This window comes from Marinomonas foliarum (assembly GCF_016906065.1).
Classification (GTDB): domain Bacteria; phylum Pseudomonadota; class Gammaproteobacteria; order Pseudomonadales; family Marinomonadaceae; genus Marinomonas; species Marinomonas foliarum.
This window is the reverse complement of sequence record NZ_CP070273.1, coordinates 66,889-82,946: the sequence shown is the minus strand read 5'-3', so window position 1 is coordinate 82,946 and position 16,058 is coordinate 66,889. Positions and strand designations below refer to the sequence as shown.

The 16,058-nt window shown below is 41.2% G+C and carries 19 protein-coding genes; 5 read left to right on the top strand and 14 right to left on the bottom strand.

Going from position 1 to position 16,058, the window contains the following annotated elements; all coding sequences use genetic code 11:
- Positions 1 to 19: 19 nt before the first annotated feature.
- From tolB to JSY38_RS00370, 9 genes are all read right to left on the bottom strand, one after another.
- The gene (gene tolB, locus JSY38_RS00410) at positions 20 to 1,318 is read right to left on the bottom strand and encodes a Tol-Pal system beta propeller repeat protein TolB (RefSeq protein WP_205114707.1); all 1,299 of its coding nucleotides are present in this window, start codon (positions 1,316 to 1,318) and stop codon (positions 20 to 22) included.
- Positions 1,318 to 2,262 (bottom strand): cell envelope integrity protein TolA, encoded by a 945-nt coding sequence (tolA, locus tag JSY38_RS00405; protein WP_205114706.1) that lies wholly within the window; start codon positions 2,260 to 2,262, stop codon positions 1,318 to 1,320. The genes tolB and tolA overlap by 1 nt, the downstream gene beginning before the upstream one ends.
- Positions 2,262 to 2,687: a protein TolR gene (gene tolR, locus JSY38_RS00400; protein WP_181858526.1), complete on the bottom strand. Its 426-nt coding sequence runs from the start codon at positions 2,685 to 2,687 to the stop codon at positions 2,262 to 2,264. Before tolR ends, tolA begins: the two co-directional genes overlap by 1 nt.
- A complete protein-coding gene (gene tolQ, locus JSY38_RS00395; protein ID WP_114412032.1) occupies positions 2,687 to 3,367 on the bottom strand; it encodes a protein TolQ in 681 nt (226 codons plus the stop codon). The genes tolR and tolQ overlap by 1 nt, the downstream gene beginning before the upstream one ends.
- A gap of 9 nt (positions 3,368 to 3,376) precedes the next feature.
- The gene (gene ruvB, locus JSY38_RS00390) at positions 3,377 to 4,390 is read right to left on the bottom strand and encodes a Holliday junction branch migration DNA helicase RuvB (RefSeq protein ID WP_114412031.1); all 1,014 of its coding nucleotides are present in this window, start codon (positions 4,388 to 4,390) and stop codon (positions 3,377 to 3,379) included.
- Positions 4,391 to 4,393: 3 nt separating this feature from the next.
- Positions 4,394 to 4,996, bottom strand: a complete 603-nt coding sequence (ruvA, locus tag JSY38_RS00385; RefSeq protein ID WP_114412030.1) for a Holliday junction branch migration protein RuvA — start codon at positions 4,994 to 4,996, stop codon at positions 4,394 to 4,396.
- The gene (gene ruvC, locus JSY38_RS00380; RefSeq protein ID WP_114412029.1) at positions 4,993 to 5,550 is read right to left on the bottom strand and encodes a crossover junction endodeoxyribonuclease RuvC; all 558 of its coding nucleotides are present in this window, start codon (positions 5,548 to 5,550) and stop codon (positions 4,993 to 4,995) included. The genes ruvA and ruvC overlap by 4 nt, the downstream gene beginning before the upstream one ends.
- Before the next feature lie 157 nt (positions 5,551 to 5,707).
- Positions 5,708 to 7,480: an aspartate--tRNA ligase gene (aspS, locus tag JSY38_RS00375; protein ID WP_114412028.1), complete on the bottom strand. Its 1,773-nt coding sequence runs from the start codon at positions 7,478 to 7,480 to the stop codon at positions 5,708 to 5,710.
- A 183-nt stretch (positions 7,481 to 7,663) separates the two neighbouring features.
- On the bottom strand, positions 7,664 to 8,155 hold the full coding sequence (locus JSY38_RS00370; protein ID WP_205114705.1) for a GreA/GreB family elongation factor: 492 nt from the start codon (positions 8,153 to 8,155) through the stop codon (positions 7,664 to 7,666).
- Positions 8,156 to 8,368: 213 nt separating this feature from the next.
- Here JSY38_RS00370 and JSY38_RS00365 point away from each other — a divergent pair, with 213 nt between their 5' ends.
- Both JSY38_RS00365 and JSY38_RS00360 read left to right on the top strand, forming a co-directional pair.
- Positions 8,369 to 8,815: a MarR family winged helix-turn-helix transcriptional regulator gene (locus JSY38_RS00365; protein WP_205114704.1), complete on the top strand. Its 447-nt coding sequence runs from the start codon at positions 8,369 to 8,371 to the stop codon at positions 8,813 to 8,815.
- A gap of 10 nt (positions 8,816 to 8,825) precedes the next feature.
- Positions 8,826 to 9,566 carry a siderophore-interacting protein gene (locus JSY38_RS00360; protein ID WP_205114703.1) on the top strand — a complete coding sequence of 247 codons (741 nt, stop codon included), beginning with the start codon at positions 8,826 to 8,828 and terminating at the stop codon, positions 9,564 to 9,566.
- Positions 9,567 to 9,635: 69 nt separating this feature from the next.
- On the opposite strand, the gene cysN is transcribed toward JSY38_RS00360, so the two are convergent.
- The 3 genes from cysN to JSY38_RS00345 form a co-directional block, all read right to left on the bottom strand.
- Positions 9,636 to 11,249 carry a sulfate adenylyltransferase subunit CysN gene (gene cysN / locus JSY38_RS00355; RefSeq protein ID WP_205114702.1) on the bottom strand — a complete coding sequence of 538 codons (1,614 nt, stop codon included), beginning with the start codon at positions 11,247 to 11,249 and terminating at the stop codon, positions 9,636 to 9,638.
- An 18-nt stretch (positions 11,250 to 11,267) separates the two neighbouring features.
- The gene (gene cysD, locus JSY38_RS00350) at positions 11,268 to 12,173 is read right to left on the bottom strand and encodes a sulfate adenylyltransferase subunit CysD (protein ID WP_114412023.1); all 906 of its coding nucleotides are present in this window, start codon (positions 12,171 to 12,173) and stop codon (positions 11,268 to 11,270) included.
- Positions 12,174 to 12,394: 221 nt separating this feature from the next.
- Positions 12,395 to 13,315, bottom strand: coding sequence for a hypothetical protein (locus JSY38_RS00345; RefSeq protein ID WP_205114701.1), 921 nt, complete (start codon positions 13,313 to 13,315; stop codon positions 12,395 to 12,397).
- Positions 13,316 to 13,471: 156 nt separating this feature from the next.
- Between JSY38_RS00345 and JSY38_RS00340 the strand changes: the two genes are divergently transcribed.
- The gene (locus tag JSY38_RS00340) at positions 13,472 to 14,056 is read left to right on the top strand and encodes a superoxide dismutase (RefSeq protein ID WP_205114700.1); all 585 of its coding nucleotides are present in this window, start codon (positions 13,472 to 13,474) and stop codon (positions 14,054 to 14,056) included.
- 71 nt (positions 14,057 to 14,127) lie between these two features.
- Here the strand turns inward: JSY38_RS00340 and JSY38_RS00335 are convergent, their stop codons facing one another.
- Both JSY38_RS00335 and JSY38_RS00330 read right to left on the bottom strand, forming a co-directional pair.
- Positions 14,128 to 14,571 carry a tellurite resistance TerB family protein gene (locus tag JSY38_RS00335; protein ID WP_114412020.1) on the bottom strand — a complete coding sequence of 148 codons (444 nt, stop codon included), beginning with the start codon at positions 14,569 to 14,571 and terminating at the stop codon, positions 14,128 to 14,130.
- The gene (locus JSY38_RS00330) at positions 14,571 to 15,035 is read right to left on the bottom strand and encodes a DUF6942 family protein (RefSeq protein WP_205114698.1); all 465 of its coding nucleotides are present in this window, start codon (positions 15,033 to 15,035) and stop codon (positions 14,571 to 14,573) included. Before JSY38_RS00330 ends, JSY38_RS00335 begins: the two co-directional genes overlap by 1 nt.
- 164 nt (positions 15,036 to 15,199) lie before the next feature.
- Between JSY38_RS00330 and JSY38_RS00325 the strand changes: the two genes are divergently transcribed.
- Together JSY38_RS00325 and JSY38_RS00320 are read left to right on the top strand one after the other, a co-directional pair.
- Positions 15,200 to 15,601 carry a YeeE/YedE family protein gene (locus tag JSY38_RS00325; protein WP_239544083.1) on the top strand — a complete coding sequence of 134 codons (402 nt, stop codon included), beginning with the start codon at positions 15,200 to 15,202 and terminating at the stop codon, positions 15,599 to 15,601.
- 10 nt (positions 15,602 to 15,611) lie between these two features.
- Positions 15,612 to 16,031: a DUF6691 family protein gene (locus tag JSY38_RS00320; RefSeq protein WP_205114696.1), complete on the top strand. Its 420-nt coding sequence runs from the start codon at positions 15,612 to 15,614 to the stop codon at positions 16,029 to 16,031.
- Positions 16,032 to 16,058: the final 27 nt, after the last annotated feature.

Genomic DNA, 16,058 nt, shown 5'->3' with positions numbered 1-16,058 from the left:
TATTCACTCCTCAATGTCTTTATTTGAAATACGGGGACCAAGATGGTTCTCGTACATCTCCGTCTGCTGATGGTAACTTATATTTTACAAGTCCATCAACGGATACTACGGCTAAGATACCCTTTCCTTGATAGGTTGTGGCATACATCACCATGCTACCATTTGGCGCAATGCTTGGCGATTCGTCTAAGTAAGTCTCCGTTAGAATTTGTACGCGACCAGTTTTCATATCCTGTAGTGCAATATGATAGTTGCCATCGTCTTTTTGAACTGTCACAAGATATCTTCCATCTGGAGTCATTCTCGCTCTGGTGTTTAATTCACCCTCAAAAGTTACTCGTTCTACACGCTTACTATTTACATCTAATCGATATATTTGTGGGTTACCACCTCGATCAGATGTGAATACTATTCCTTTACCATCTGGTTCCCAGCTTGGTTCGGTATCAATAGCATAATGATTCGTCATACGCTCCAGTTTTTGGGTGGCGATATCCAGAGTGTATATCTCTGGATTGTTGTCCTTAGACAAGACTAATGCTAATTTTTTACCATCCGGTGACCATGATGGAGCACCATTTAATCCTCTAAATTGTGCTATTTGTTGTCTTTTACCAGTGGCTAGTTCTTGTATAAAAATATTTGGCCGGCGATTTCTAAACATTACATAAGCAATATTTCGTCCATCCATACTCCAAGATGGAGAAAGTATTGGCTCTTTTGATTCAACAACTACACGTGGGCGATGGCCATCGGCATCAGCAACTTGTAACTTGAACAAAGGAGCTTTTTTATCACCTTCTGCAGTAACATATAATATTCTAGTACTAAATGCTCCCCTTGTGCCCGTCAATAATTCGTAAACTTTATCACTTATATAATGTGCAGCGTCTCTAAAGTTTGCCGCACCTACATCTATTGAGCTATGCTTTTGAACGGGTTTTTGGGTTAAAACATTTAATAATTCAAAGCCAATTCTATATTGATTATTTTGGAGCTTTTGAATGTTTCCAATAATAACGTAATCACTTTTTAATAAACGCCAATCTCTATAAAATACATCCGCTTCTTTTGAAGGCATGCTTAGCATATTTGATCTAGGTATTGCTTGGAATAAACCACTGCGACTTAAATCATCCTCAACAATTTGCGCCACATCTTCTGGTAGCGCATCTACTCCAGTATAGCCGAAAGGGACTACAGCAATAGGTAATAATTGATCTGCACCACTCGTTATTTCAATAACTAATTGGGCTCTAGCTGTACTCAAAAATATTAAGCAAGTGAATACTACACTCAACCATCTTTTAAACATCATTAGTTTCTCAAATCTTGTGGGTTAAAAATTAAATCTACTTGACGAAAATTTCGTTCAAAAACGTAAGAGTCTATTTCTGATAACTCGTCAATCTTTCTTACTTTATAAACAGCATCGACGGCTTTTTGGTCAAATAAAGCATCGCCGCTAGACCGTGTAACATCCACATTCCTTACTTCGCCATTAGGTAAGAAGTAAATTCGAAGATAGGTTTTCATACCATTTCGTGCACTAGGTGGCCTATTCCAATTAGCTGTTACTCTATCATTAATCAATCCACTTATAGATTGCACCATTTGAGCTTCAGCAGCTTGTCTTTTTGCCTCCTCAGCGGCGGCTAAAGCAGCAGCGGCCTCTTCGGCTTTTTTCTTTTCCTCAGCGAGTCTAGTTGCTTCTTCTTGGCGTTTTCGCTCTTCTTCAGCTTGCCTTTCTGCTTCTACTTTGCGTGCAAGCTCTTCTTTGCGTTGTCTATCCTTAGCTTGCTGCTCAGCCAGGCGCTTCTTCTCAGCCTCTTGTGCTAGACGTTTACTCTCAGTTTCTTTGGCAACGCGCTGGCGCTCCGCCTCTCTTTTTTGCTCTGCTTCTTTCTTTTGCGCTTCTGCTTTCTCTTGGGCTTGCTGTTTAGCACGAGCTAATTGTTTTTCTTTTTCTTCGAGGGCCTTACGCTGCGCCTCTTTTCTTCTATTTTGTTCAGCTTGTTTTTTCTTTTGTTCTGCTAAAGCAGCAGCTTGCTGGTTTGCTGCTCTTTCTTCCGCTTCACGCTTTCCAATAATTGTTTGAGAAATGTCAATCACAGTGGCATTAACTATAGGCGGTCTTTTTGGTTTTTTTTGCTCTTCATCACTAAAATCAATGGTCAATAGACCTGCGATTACAATGCTAAGATGTAAACCTACAGCCAATATGATTGGAATACTATAACTGTCCACGCGCAACCATTTCATTAATTTGTATCCGGCTCAGTCACTAACCCCACATTTGGAGCGCCAGCACCCTGCAAGGCAACCATTAAACCGATAACATCACCGTAAGGGACATTCTTATCGCCTCTTACTAGTACGGACATTTTAGGGTTTTGGTTTAATATTTTTCTTACGCGGTCCTGTAACTGCGATAACTCAATAGACTCTTGAGCGCCGCCAACATCTAAATAGTAACTTCCTTTAGCGTCAATTGAAGCAATCAGTACATCATTTTCATTGTCTTGTATAGGTGACGCATTAGCATTGGGTAGCTCTACATCAACCCCTTGTGTAAGCATAGGGGCTGTAATCATAAAAATGACGAGCAGAACCAACATAACATCAATGTACGGCACAACATTGATCTCCGCCATTGGGCGACGTTTGTTTCTTCTTGAACGAGCCACTATACAGCGCCTCCCTCTCTCACATGGACTTTCCTGTGTAAAATGCTTGTAAATTCATCCGCAAAGTTTTCATAACTAGAGCTGAGAGACTCTGCTGTTGAAGAAAAACGGTTGTAAGCAATAACGGCTGGAATGGCTGCAGCTAGACCAATCGCTGTTGCGATAAGTGCTTCCGCAATACCGGGCGCTACTGTTGCTAGTGTGGCTTGCTGAACCTCAGCAAGTCCTATAAACGAATGCATAATCCCCCAAACGGTACCAAACAAGCCAATATACGGGCTAGTAGAACCAACCGTTGCTAAAAACGGTAAGTGTTGGTCAAGCTTTTCCTCTTCTCGGTATAGTGCCACTCTCATGGTTCGTTGTACCCCATCCATAATGGCTTCAGGCTCGACATTTTGGTTTTGTCTCAGTCTGGTGAACTCTTTAATTCCAGAAGTGAAGATATTTTCCATACCCTCTACTTTTCTGCCTTCTTGAGTTAATTTTCTATAAAGTTGGCTTAAATCAATGCCCGACCAAAAACTTTCTTCGAAGGCTGCACGTGTCTTTTTTGCAGCTTTTAAAACTCTAATTCGCTGGAATATTACGACCCATGAAAATATGGAAGCTGCTAGTAGAATCAACATAACAAGTTGAACTACAAAGCTGGCGCTGGCGATAAGTCCCCAAATTGACATTATTAACCTCTATTTAAAATCTGAAGGTAGCTGGTAATTAAAATGTTCGTAAGCGCGTTTCGTGACCTGGCGCCCTCTCGGTGTTCTTATAATAAAGCCTTGCTGTATTAAAAAAGGCTCTATGACATCTTCTATTGTATCTTTGTCTTCACCTAAAGCAGCAGAGACACTATCTAATCCAACGGGCCTACCGTCAAACTTTTCTATCATAGTCAACAACATACGTCTATCTAAGTGATCAAATCCCTGACTATCTACACTTAACATATCAAGCGCTCTTTGAGCAACCTTTTGCCCAACAATAGCTTCACCACTAACTTGCGCCACATCTCTGACACGGCGCAATAATCTATTGGCAATCCTTGGTGTTCCTCTTGATCTTCTGGCCACTTCAAAACAGCCTGAATGATCAAGGTCCATGCCCATTTTTCCAGCTGATCGTGCAACAATCGTTGTTAATGACTCTACATCATAAAACTCAAGCCTTTGGACAATGCCAAACCTATCACGTAGGGGGGACGTTAATAACCCTGCACGCGTAGTTGCTCCGACAAGCGTAAAGGGAGGGAGTTCAATTTTAATTGATCTTGCTGCTGGCCCCTCACCAATCATAATGTCCAACTGGTAATCTTCCATAGCAGGATAAAGAACTTCTTCTATCGCTGGACTTAGTCTATGAATTTCATCAATAAAGAGAATATCCCCTTCGTTCAAATTCGTAAGTAAAGCGGCTAAGTCCCCTGCTCTCTCAAGCACTGGACCTGATGTTGTTCTCACCTCAGCACCCATTTCATTGCCGATAATATTAGCCAGTGTTGTTTTGCCAAGGCCTGGTGGTCCAAATATCAAAGTATGATCAAGCGGCTCTTCACGCTGACGAGCTGCTTGAATGAAAATCTCCATTTGTTCTTTAACAACTGGCTGACCGATATATTCGGCAAGTGTTTGAGGGCGTATTGCCCTATCTACCTGTCTATCATTGCCCTTAAGTTCAGCTGAAATAATGCGATCCTGTTCAATCATCTATTAATTCCTAAGCATGCTTTTCAGTGCTGCCTTGATGACATCTTCGCTATTTGCAGAATCTATCGGTACGCCCGCTATCGCTTTTGCTGCCTCTTGTGGTTTGTAGCCAAGAGATATAAGTGCAGCTTCCGCTTCTTGTCTAGGATCAGCTTGAACTTGGCGTAAAACTGCTGGAGCTGAAAATAAATCACTTTTTGCTGCTTGTCCAAGCTTGTCTCTGAGCTCAATAATCAAGCGTTCAGCTGTTTTTTTACCCACTCCTGGTATGCGTGTAAGGGCAGACACATCGGACTCTTGTACGTTGTTAATTAGCTCTTCTGATGACATGCTTGATAAAATAGCGAGTGCCATCTTTGGGCCTATACCATTAACTTTGATAAGAACGCGAAATAAAGCGCGCTCATTTTTATCAATAAAACCGTATAAAGTATGCGAATCTTCTTTTACTAATAGATGGGTATAAAGAGTAACCTGCCCGCCAACTTGAGGAAGGTCATAAATGGTCGTCATTGAGGCGCTTACTTCATATCCAATACCAGCCACATCGACTAATAGTTCAGGAGGTGCCTTTTCTATCAGGGTGCCGACTATTCGTCCGATCACAGTGTTTTCCTTACATCTTGCTCTGTCCAACGCTTAGAGGTACGTCCAGCTCGTTTACCAACACCATACTCTAAACCTCCTGAGGTTCGTGTATTTGCATGGCATAAGGCAATGGCTAACGCATCGGCCGCATCGGCTTGAGGTTTTGATTCTAAGTGAAGTAACAATTGAACCATCATTTGAACTTGTGTTTTGTCTGCGTTGCCATTTCCTACAACAGACTGTTTTACTCGTCTTGCAGCGTATTCGTGGACAACCAAATCTTGAAGAGATGCAGCCACAATAGCTGCCCCTCTCGCTTGACCAAGCTTTAAGGCAGAATTGGCATTTTTAGCTAGGAACACTTCTTCTATAGCAAACTCGTGCGGTTCATACTCACTTAACAATGTAGAGACGCCTTGGTAAATATACTTTAGTCTAACCGATAGCGCCTCATCCGGTAGCCGAATACAGCCACTAGTCACATAAACGGATTTACCATTTGTGATATCGACAACACCAAACCCGGTAATCCGGGATCCAGGGTCAATCGCTAAAATTCTGGTCGTCGACATTCTTCTCGCGCCTTTTATAATTACTGTATATTTCAACAGCCCTTTACAAAGTATGCAATGTAAAAATATAAAAAAGGTCGCTAATTAGCGACCTTTTACGTTTTACTTTCAAATTATTAACATAACTTACTGTTTTAAAATAAGTTAAAAGCAAACACTAGGATTCAACAACCGGTTTTCTAACTCGAATGTTTAGCTCTTTTAGTTGTTTCTCGCTTACCTCACCAGGTGCTTGGGTCAATAGACAAGTCGCACTCTGAGTTTTAGGGAAAGCTATAACGTCACGAATTGAGCTTGAACCAGTCATCAGCATTACTAGGCGGTCAAGGCCAAATGCTAAACCGCCATGTGGAGGCGCACCAAACTTCAATGCATCGAGCAAGAAGCCAAATTTCTCTTCCTGCTCTTCTTTAGTAATATTCAATAACTCAAATACGGTTTCTTGCATTGAAGACTGGTGAATACGAATAGAGCCGCCACCAAGTTCAGTGCCATTAAGAACCATGTCATAAGCTTGTGATAACGCGGTTAATGGGTTTGCTTTTAGGTCTTCTGGTGAGCAAGAAGGCGCTGTGAATGGGTGGTGAATTGCGGTAATTCCGCCATCACTTGTTTCTTCAAACATTGGGAAGTCAACAACCCATAATGGTGCCCACTGGCAAGTATATAGATCTAGGTCTTCACCTAGTTTGCAACGAAGCGCGCCAAGAGCTTCATTCACAACTCGTTCAGAATCAGCGCCGAAGAAGATCAAATCACCATCTTGTGCTTCAAGGCGTTCTAGCAACGCAGCACGTACCTCAACAGGCAAGAACTTAACGATTGGAGATTGAAGGCCTTCTTCAAGGTTGGATTTATCATTGACCTTGATGTAAGCCAATCCTTTAGCGCCATAGATGCTAACGAATTTAGTGTAATCGTCGATCTGTTTACGAGTTAAGGCGTTACCACCAGGGACTTTCAGTGCTGCTACACGACCTTTGGGGTCTGTCGCTGGCCCTGAGAAGACTTTAAAGTCAACATTCGCCATTAAATCAGAGACAGTAACTATAGTTAGCGGAATACGAAGATCTGGTTTGTCGCTACCGTAGGTTTCCATCGCTTCCGAATAAGGCATACGAGGGAAAGTGCCTAGGTCTACATTCATTAACTCTTTGAATAGACCAACAATCATATCTTCCGTCATCGCCATGATTTCTTTTTCGCTCATGAAAGATGTTTCAATATCTACTTGAGTGAACTCAGGCTGACGATCGGCGCGTAAATCTTCATCGCGGAAACATTTAGCAATTTGGTAGTAACGATCAAAACCAGACACCATTAACAGCTGTTTAAATAGCTGTGGAGACTGAGGAAGAGCGAAGAAGCTTCCCTGTTGTGTACGACTAGGAACCAAATAGTCACGTGCGCCTTCAGGAGTAGCACGAGTCAAGATTGGTGTTTCAATATCCAAGAAACCATTTTCATCTAAATAACGACGCAATACAGAAGTAACTTTTGAACGGAAACGCATTTTTTGCTGAATTTCAGGGCGACGCAAATCGATGAAACGATTTTTCAAACGCACATCTTCACCAACAGACTGATGTTCATCAAGCTGGAACGGTGGTGTTTTAGCGGCATTTAGAATTTCTAAGTCAGTACCAAGAACTTCGATTTCGCCAGTGTTCATATTTGGGTTGACTGTGCCTTCTGGGCGAGCACGAACCAAGCCTTTTAATTTGACAACAAACTCGTTACGAACACTGTCTGCCAAAGCAAAGCTTTCTGCGCGATCTGGGTCAAAAACAACTTGCGTAATACCTTCACGGTCACGGACGTCTAGGAAAATAACGCCACCGTGATCTCGGCGACGATGAACCCAACCGCATAGGGTTATTTCTTGTGAAATGTTAGAAGCATTTAACTCGCCGCAATAATGGCTGCGCATAATTTCTTTTCCTATTACTATCTCAGTAAGAGAGTGATGTGTTCTTAGAGTGCCTTCCACCAAGTTAAACAATGTGTTTTATGCTAAATGGAAGAGCTGAATAATTTAAGGCAAAACATTATATGCGAACATAAGCCGACTCTCTAGGGGCTGGCCTAAATTTGTCGGCTACAATATTCGCTATTAACTGATACTGGTTATTTCGTAAGCCGTTTGCTTGCCATTTTGCAGCAATTCGACCTCTTCACCTACCATTTTTCCTAGCAGTGCTTTTCCAACAGGGCTTGATATCGTGACGAGATAAATAGATTTGCCATTTATCTCGACCGTTAGACCACCTGCACAGGGAGAAATTATGAAATATTTTTCAACTTCATTGACTGTGTCAATTATCTTTAGTGCTACTAGGCACCATAACTCAATAGCGTCATTCTCATTAAAAATATCAAATGTTTTTTTATTGAAAAACAACCAATCTTTTTCACATTCGAGAACTCGCTTTGATTGGCCATGAGCCAAATATGAAGCCTCTAACCCAAAGGTATCGTATTTATTTTCAGCCACACTTTCTTCATTGGTCGCAGCATCATGGGCTTGTTTAGCAGCCCATTTGGCGGTTTCGAAGCGCTGTAATAATGCATCAGTAATGGCTTGATAAACCTTTTTTTTATCCACTTTTAAATCTACTTAATATTGATGCATGTATTGTAATGATTCACGCCAATAAGAGAAGCAACTCATAAATACTGTCAATGCACGCAAGAAAAATGACAAGGATTATGGCTTTATGGTGTTGTGCGATCCGTTAGTTGACACTGTCAACTATTAGGAATATATTGATAATCGTTCTCATATAAAAGGGCTTCATACATTATTAAAGAGGGTTGCATGAAGGAAAATATTGGCGAGTCGGTTCACCGGCTTCTGCATCTCTATCGACATCAAGTGCGCAGCGCTGCATTAGAGGCAAATGTCTCTATGCCAGTGACTCATATACGCTCTCTAAAGTGTGTAAATAAGATCAACAACTGCAGCGCAAAGGATATTTCTGACCGACTTTCATTAGATAAATCTCAGGTTACACGAGTTCTAAAAGAATTGCTTACGAGCAATTATATAACGAAAGTTCGCAGCCCAGAAAACCACCGAAGCCAGTTATTGAGTTTAACTGATCTAGGTCATGAGCAACTATCAAAAATAACCACCTTAGAACAGGCAGCAGTCGAGAGAATGACGCGAAATTTAACAGATCAGCAAATAAACGATTTTATACGTATTTCGGACACCATGATAAGCGACTGCGTTTCATTATCTAAATGCGACAAACAGAATTAAGGAGACCGCCATGAGCAAGCCACAATCACGAGAACTAGTTGTTATTAAAAAAGCATACATTACCCCTCATATGTTGCGTGTAACCTTGGGTGGTGACGAAATTAATACCATTCCTGAAGATCAAGAAAGTGGATATGTAAAACTTATTTTCCCCACAGAAAATCAAAAACCATTGTTCCGTACTTATACTATTCGCCATCAGAGAGAGGATGAAATTGATATTGATTTTGTCCTGCATGAAGATGGAGGTCCTGCATCAACTTGGGCGAAACAGTCTCATCCCAATGATAGAATTCTTGTTGGTGGGCCTGGGCCCAAAAAGCTCATTGAAGAATCTGCACAATGGCAGATCATCGTAGGAGATATGACAGCCCTACCCGCGATCAGTGTCAATTTAGAAAAATTACCGCATGATGCTAAAGGGTATGCAATCTTAGAAGTTATTTCTGAAGATGATATTCAACCCTTAAAGCACCCAGAAGGTATTGAGTTGAAATGGGTAATTAATCCACATCCTGGTGAAAATAACAGCTTGTTACTTGAGGTAGTAAAATCGCTTTCATGGCCTAAAGGAAGCGTGTCCGTATGGGTCGCCTGTGAATTTACTAATATGAAAGCACTGCGCTCATTCTTTAAAGTCGAAAAAGAAATTGAAAAAGATAAATTTTACATTTCTAGCTATTGGAAGTTTGGTAGTAATGAAGATCAGCATAAAGTGGTTAAACGGGTGGACCTTGAAGAAACCGCCTAGTCCACTTGTTACAAAAACAAAAAAGCCAGTTCATTATATGTGAACTGGCTTTTTCACTATTTCACTCACTTATAGCACTACACTTTCTACAATCAACTCAACCACTTCATCTAGCGATGTTTCTGTAATTTCAGAGTCAGAAATTACTGAATCGGCGACTAAAAAGGCAATGCCCGTCTGGCGAATCAAATCAGCTTCTTGTGCAGTTGCATCCGCCTTGACCAATGCAACAACGCCTTGACGCAACAACAGACGCTCAAGAGCGTCACTTTGCGCTAAGACATTGGCTGACAATGCAATAATCGCAGGCTTTTGCCCAAGTCGAGCTGCACGATCTTCTGCAGTAACTACTGTTTCTTGATCTAGTTCAGCTACAGCCTCTTCAACCATCCCAGCACCGACCGTTACATTGGTTAAACGGTCGATAATAATAAGTGCGCCAGTAAAACGACTATCTGTGTATTCATCAAACGCAACAGGTGCATCGAATTGAATAACAGCATCACCAATACCATTTAACTCTAGTGAATCGATGTCGCTGACTTCGAGTGTATTAACATCAACTCTATGATTAAAGTGATGAACTTTACCGGGCACAGTTTGTGTTCCGAGCTTGAAATCATACAATTTACCAGGCACCAGTGGATGATCAGCCATCCAGACAATTGAAGAGCGGAGCGTCGTCGCGATCAGAGGTTCTTGACCAAGGTGCGAAAGCATATCGCCACGGCTGATATCAATCTCATCTTCCAGTGTAATAGTAACCGCCTGCCCTGCTTTTGCTGTTTCTAGATCGCCATCAAAGGTGACAATTCTTTCTACAGTCGACGTTTTTCCAGATGGCAAGGCAACCACTTTGTCGCCAGGCTTCACAACTCCTGCCGCAATGGTTCCAGAGAAACCACGGAAGTCTAAATTCGGGCGATTAACATATTGAACAGGGAATCGGAACGAGTCACGCTTAACATCACGGTTGATCTGTACGGTTTCTAGGATAGACATCAATGACCCACCCTGATACCAAGGAGTGCTTTCCGAAGCATTTACCACGTTATCGCCACGTAATGCTGACATGGGTACAAAATGAATATCTTCCGGTTGGCGATCGCCAAGTTGACCAATGAATTTCAAATAGTCCGCTTTGATTTGCTCATACTTCTCCTCAGAGAAATCAACCAAATCCATTTTATTAATAGCAACAACAACATGCTTAATTCCCAATAGAGAAGCAATATAGCTGTGGCGACGAGTCTGGGTTTGAACCCCATAACGCGCATCAATCAAAATAATAGCAAGGTCACAAGTTGATGCCCCTGTTGCCATATTACGAGTGTATTGCTCATGTCCGGGGGTGTCAGCGATAATGAACTTACGTTTTTCAGTAGAAAAATAGCGATAAGCGACATCTATCGTGATGCCCTGCTCACGCTCAGCTTGCAGACCATCAACAAGTAAAGCCAAATCAACTTCTTCACCCTGTGTGCCGGATTTTTTACTATCACGTTTAACAGCATCTAGGTGGTCTTCATAAATTAACTTAGAGTCATGAAGTAAGCGGCCAATTAAGGTACTTTTGCCGTCGTCGACGTTGCCGCATGTAAGAAGACGTAATAAGTCTTTTTCTTCATGTTGTTTCAAATAACCAAGTATGTCTTGGCTGATCAATTCTGATTGGTGAGACATTCTTTCTTTACTCCAAACTTAGAAATAGCCCTGTTTCTTCTTCTCTTCCATTGACCCAGATGAATCATGGTCAATCATTCGCCCTTGTCGCTCAGAGCTTCTTGTTAGTAGCATTTCCTGAATAATTTCAGGCAGAGATGCTGCTTCAGACTCCACAGCCCCGGTTAATGGGTAGCAGCCTAGTGTACGAAAGCGGACTGATTTCATTTCAGGTACTTCGCCATTCAAAGGCATACGCTCATCATCGACCATGATTAAAGTGCCATCACGCTCTACAACTGGGCGCTTCTCTGAAAAATAAAGAGGAACAATTGGAATACTTTCCAGATAAATGTATTGCCAAATATCCAATTCGGTCCAGTTTGATAACGGGAAAACACGGATGCTCTCTCCTTTATTAACTTTTCCATTATAAATATTCCACAATTCTGGACGCTGATTTTTTGGGTCCCAGCGATGCTGTTTATCACGGAAAGAATAAACGCGCTCTTTGGCGCGAGATTTTTCTTCGTCACGTCTAGCGCCACCAAAAGCAGCATCAAAGCCATATTTGTCTAAAGCTTGTTTTAAGCCTTGGGTTTTCATTACATCGGTATGCTTTGAACTACCATGTGTGAAAGGTCCAATGCCTTGCTCAATACCCTCTTGGTTTTGATGAACAATAAGCTCTAGGCCAAGTTTTGCGACCATTTCATCGCGAAATGAAATCATCTCTTTAAACTTCCAGCCAGTATCCACATGCATAAGTGGAAATGGCGGTTTGCCTGGATAGAATGCCTTCATAGCAAGGTGCAGCATTACAGCTGAATCTTTACCGATAGAATAAAGCATTACCGGGTTATCAAATTCAGCCGCAACCTCACGTATTATGTGAATGCTTTCGGCTTCTAGTTGTTTTAAGTGAGTAAGTCTTGCCTCTGTCATAATTTCCCATCTCTATATATCAGGATTCAGCATTTTCCAAACTATAACATGCCTTAAAGTTATAAAAATAACCCCATCTAGACTTTAGTGGAATATAGATATTAAAAAATCCATATGTTGCTAGGAGGTACATAAGGTTTATAGAGGAGTTTAAAAAAGCGAAGACACAAAAAAGGCCGAAACAATCGGCCTTTAAGTAACGTAATGAGTAATGTTATCTATCATTCATTAATCAGTTGCTGCTCTAGCATCAGTTGATTAATTTGCTTACGTAATCGAATGATTTCTGCATTTACCTGAACTCTAAATGTATCGCTAGATTCGATAGCTTCTTGATGTCTAGACAATGTTTGTTCAATATTCGCCATATCAGAATTGTTTGAGCCCTTAGCTTGCGCCTCTATCGAGGCAACCTTGTTTTCTAGGGCCGCTAAACTTTGAGAGACTTGCTCTAAACTTAATGCCTGTGCCTCGTTCTGACCGCTCTGTGAGGTGATCAGCTTTTCAGTAGATTGCAATTGCTTAGCCTGATCGGCTTGTTTTACGGCAATTGATTTCACGGCTTGATCAATGTTGGCAACAGAAGGAACCAGCTTATTAAAGCCCGCTTCGACTTCATTGAAAGCTTCTGCTTGAACCGCTATGCGCTTAGATTGAGTCGACATAGTTTCACGCATTGTCGAAAGCTTTTTTTGCACTTCTTCAATAGCAGCATCATTACTTGCAATGGACTTTCTATTTGTATCGTAAGCAACACCCCATAATTTGCGAATTTCGCTGGCATGGTTGTTTAGTGTTTCCTCCAATGTTTCTCCCTGCTTATTGGCAGAAACATCTGCAGCAAGCAATTGGTGATCCAAATTTTGTATTTCACTTTTAGCGCCGTAAAGCTCGTTGCGCAACTGCATATTTTGTTGCCACAGCCAATAACCGGCGCCAGCAGAAATAATAAGCAAAAGAATTAACAAAAAATAGATTCCTGCAAGGCTCTGCTTCTTATGCACAACGTTTGGCGCATGAGCGGGTCTTGCTGGTGTAGGAGTAGTCTGGCTCTTAGGCGTGGCAGCACTAGGCCTTCTTTCGCTGACTTCATCTTGATCCAGAGTCAGGCTTGGGATCTCAACATCATCGTCTTTTCGCATGGAAATCTTATATATCGTTATTAACAAAAATTATGGAAATTAGCTCAAGAACAAATCTAAAGAATATTATCTTTAGATGTTCGGTGATACTATATAAGCACCATTAACTGCTTGATAACAAGCATTTTTCGTTAAATAAAAGCAAGGAGAATTGAAATGGCTTTTGAATTACCCGCTCTTCCTTATGCTAAAGACGCACTAGAGCCTCACATGTCGGTTGAGACGCTTGAATACCACTATGGCAAGCATCACAACACTTACGTTGTTAAACTGAACGGCTTAGTACCAGGTTCTGAATACGAAAATAAAACGCTTGAAGAGATCATTGTATCTGCTCCAGCGGGCCCTGTTTTCAATAATGCAGCTCAAATCTGGAACCACACTTTTTTCTGGAACAGCCTAAGCCCTAATGGCGGCGGCGAGCCAACTGGCGCTCTTGCTGATGCAATTAATGCAAAATGGGGTTCTTTCGAGAAATTCCAAGAAGCATTTAATGACAAAGCAGTAAACAACTTCGGCTCTAGCTGGACTTGGTTGGTTAAAAACGCTGATGGTTCTCTAGAAATCGTCAACACTAGCAATGCAGGCACTCCTATGACAAGCGGCCAAACAGCGATCATCACCGTTGATCTTTGGGAACACGCTTATTATATTGATTACCGCAATGTTCGTCCTGATTACCTTAAAGGTTTCTGGGCTCTTGCTAACTGGGAATTCGCAGCAGCAAACTTCGCAGCGTAAGTCTAAGTCTTGTAAATTAGATCTAGACCAGTCAAAAAAATGCGGCACACTGGCCGCATTTTTATTTTCTATTATTCTGCTTTCATTTCTGCTTGAGTCGAGAGTTTAGCCTGAATGAATTCTGAATGAGGCATGAATAGCAATTCGCTGATTCTTCTTATTCTATGATCTTCATATGAATCAATGTCTCCGTCTGCAAGGGCCACGCGCCATAAACCCTTAAGTAGTAGCATCTTTTGCTCTAGTGTCGCCCCGTCATTAATGACTTTAGTGAACTGATACAGATCATTGGCTTCATCAACCCCAGACTTAGCGTCTTCATATAAAACATCAATATCTTCACCTAAATCGCTTATTTCACGGAGAAAGCCTTTGACCTGCTTTTCTTCTTGCTCATCGACTTTATGATCTGCAAGCATGACTTCCATTAACAAAGCGGCAACCGCTTTTTGATAAGATATTTGCTCGACCTGTTCCACTGGAAGTTTAAAAAGATTTTTTAATGCTGTAATCATTATTTCTCCAAAATACACTCGCGTAGAGCTTCAATAAGGCTATTAGGGAATTGTCGATAGTCTAGATATGGGCACCAGATATAGGGAAGACTAATTTTGGCTTGATGTTTGTCGCCTATTAATTCTGCATGATCAGGAACTGGGTATACACTTTCAAAAGTCTTGCCAACAATAAACACAATGCCTTTAAAATTATGAATTTGATCGACGGAGAAAGCGATACCAACTCTTTCTAGTAAATCCACATCACGAAATGTTCGCCAAGTGCTGTCATCTGGTACTGCCAGCTTTGCCATAATGGTGAAAATTTTACGCCAATGATTTCCATTAACTTCAATTAAAGTGGCAACATCAGCATTAGTGAAATCTTTTGTTAAGAAATGGGGCGGAAATTCCGGTTTATTCGGCAGTAAAAAAATATAATCTGCACTTTCTGCTGACGCACCTAGCCACAACTCGTTCATTAGTCTCTCCTCAAGATATCTAAGAATACAATGAAGATTGATTAATATCAGTATCGTAATGAATAAACACTGTGTACAAATGAGGTGAAAAATAGCAAGAAACAATATATTAGGGTTTTCTTATGAGATATATTAGAATTAGTTAATATAAAAATGAGGACTGAATGATGGACATGATTTTTAACCCTTTAGTTGGTGGCTTACTCATAGGTCTAACAACAACGATTTACCTGTTAACCCTTGGTAAAGTCATTGGTATAAGTGGTATTTTATCGCAATTGCTTTTTTCTAAAGAGCGCTTTCTACCTTTCTTATTTATTGTTGGACTAATTATTGGTGGTGCTGCCTACGGTACGTTAACTGAGCAAACAGTGGATTTTCCTGAAGTCAGGAGCCCATGGCTGCTTATCGCATCTGGACTATTGGTCGGTTATGGTACTAGGTTAGGTGGTGGGTGCACGAGCGGCCATGGTGTTTGCGGGATTTCACGACTATCGCCGCGCTCAATTATCGCTACATTAACTTTTATGTTGGCAGCCATTATGACTGTAGCAGTGTTAAATTAGGAGAAATCACATGTCTGCAATCGTAACACTCATCACTGGTATCTTGTTTGGTTTAGGTTTGGCATTTTCAGAAATGACCAACCCAGCCGTTGTCATAGGCTTTTTAGGTATTTTTGGTAACTGGAACCCATCACTGCTCATAGTGATGGCCAGTGCTATTGCTGTTGGTATGCTTGGTTACATCATTAAAAACAAACAAATTAAGCCACTTTTATCGAATAAATGGCAAGTGCCATCGTTACGTCATATAGATAGTAAGCTTATTATAGGCTCAGTACTTTTTGGTATTGGTTGGGGGTTAAGTGGATATTGCCCCGGTCCAGGTTTAACTGCTTTGATCAACAATCCTGCTGAAGGTTTTTACTTTATCTCAGCTTTGATTATCGGCAGCGGATTACATTATTTTCAGGCTCGATCTGGTCTGAAATAGGCAGTAAAACCCCTAAATAAAAAGGAG